Origin of the sequence: Halapricum hydrolyticum, assembly GCF_025517535.1 — an archaeon.
Lineage (GTDB): Archaea > Halobacteriota > Halobacteria > Halobacteriales > Haloarculaceae > Halapricum > Halapricum hydrolyticum.
The window spans coordinates 1-1,341 of sequence record NZ_JAOPKC010000049.1 but is presented as its reverse complement, the minus strand read 5'-3'; the positions used below and the strand labels follow the sequence as shown (position 1 = coordinate 1,341).

Genomic DNA, 1,341 nt, shown 5'->3' with positions numbered 1-1,341 from the left:
GACGAAAACCCCCGCACAGCGTTGTCACTGTGCGAGGGTGATGTAGTATGAATGGGAGGCGGCGAACCGGATTTCCCAGAGGCTCGCGCACTCCAGTACTCGCCGGAACGCAGGCGGGCTTATCTGCCGTGTTCGGGATGGGTACGGGAGTTGCCCCGCCGCTGTGGCCGCCTTAACGCCGACTCGCGGACTCGAACCGCGATCAAACACCTGCGTCGGTCGGTTGACACCGCATGTACGTGCAATCCAGTTTCCGCCTGGACCCGTTTCCGGATCGTGCGTCCAGTCCAGTATGAATGGTGGCTTCGGCTATTAGTACTCGCGGGCTGAACGTCTCGTTGCCTCGACGCGTACACCCCGAGTCTATCGATCTCGTCTTCTACGAGTAGCCTCGGCGGTACCTCTTTTCCAGGTGGGTTTCGAGCTTAGATGCGTTCAGCTCTTACCCCGTGTCGCGTGGCTGCCCGGCAACTGCCCTCTCGGACAACCGGTACACCAGTGGCGACCACCCGTAGTTCCTCTCGTACTATACGGGCGTTCCCGTCAGGTACCATGACACCCCCAATAGATAGCAGCCGACCTGTCTCACGACGGTCTAAACCCAGCTCACGACCTCCTTTAATAGGCGAACAACCTCACCCTTGCCCGCTTCTGCACGGGCAGGATGGAGGGAACCGACATCGAGGTAGCAAGCCACTCGGTCGATATGTGCTCTTGCGAGTGACGACTCTGTTATCCCTAGGGTAGCTTTTCTGTCATTCATTGCCCGCATCGGGCGGGCTAATGAGTTCGCTAGACCACGCTTTCACGTCAGCGTTCCTCGTTGGGAAGAACACTGTCAAACCATCTTATGCTCTTGCGCTCTTCTCCGGGTCTCCGACCCGGATGAGATGGTCTTAGGGCGCGCTCGATATCTTTTCGAGCGCGTACCGCCCCAGTCAAACTGCCCGGCTACCGGTGTCCTCCGCCAGGAGTGAGAGTCGCAGCCACTAGTGGGTAGTATTTCAGTGTTGCCTCGGCGGCCCGCTGGCGCGGGTGCCTGCGTCACGGCTCCTACCTATCCTGCACACTAGCGGCCACGTCTCAGCGACAGCCTGCAGTAAAGCTCCATAGGGTCTTCGCTTCCCCTTGGGGGTCTCCAGACTCCGCACTGGAACGTACAGTTCACCGGGCCCAGCGTTGGGACAGCGAGGCTCTGGTTAATCCATTCATGCAAGCCGCTACTGAAGCGGCAAGGTACTACGCTACCTTAAGAGGGTCATAGTTACCCCCGCCGTTGACGGGTCCTTCGTCCTATTGTACTAGGTGTTCAGATACCCGCACTGGGCAGGATTCAGTGAC

2 rRNA genes are annotated in these 1,341 nt (G+C 59.1%); both read right to left on the bottom strand.

The features are described 5' to 3' along the window. Positions 1-53: 53 nt before the first annotated feature. Positions 54-175, bottom strand: a 5S ribosomal RNA gene (rrf, locus tag OB916_RS16900). 118 nt (positions 176-293) lie between these two features. Continuing rightward, positions 294-1,341: ribosomal RNA gene (locus tag OB916_RS16895) — 23S ribosomal RNA — on the bottom strand; the annotation flags it as partial.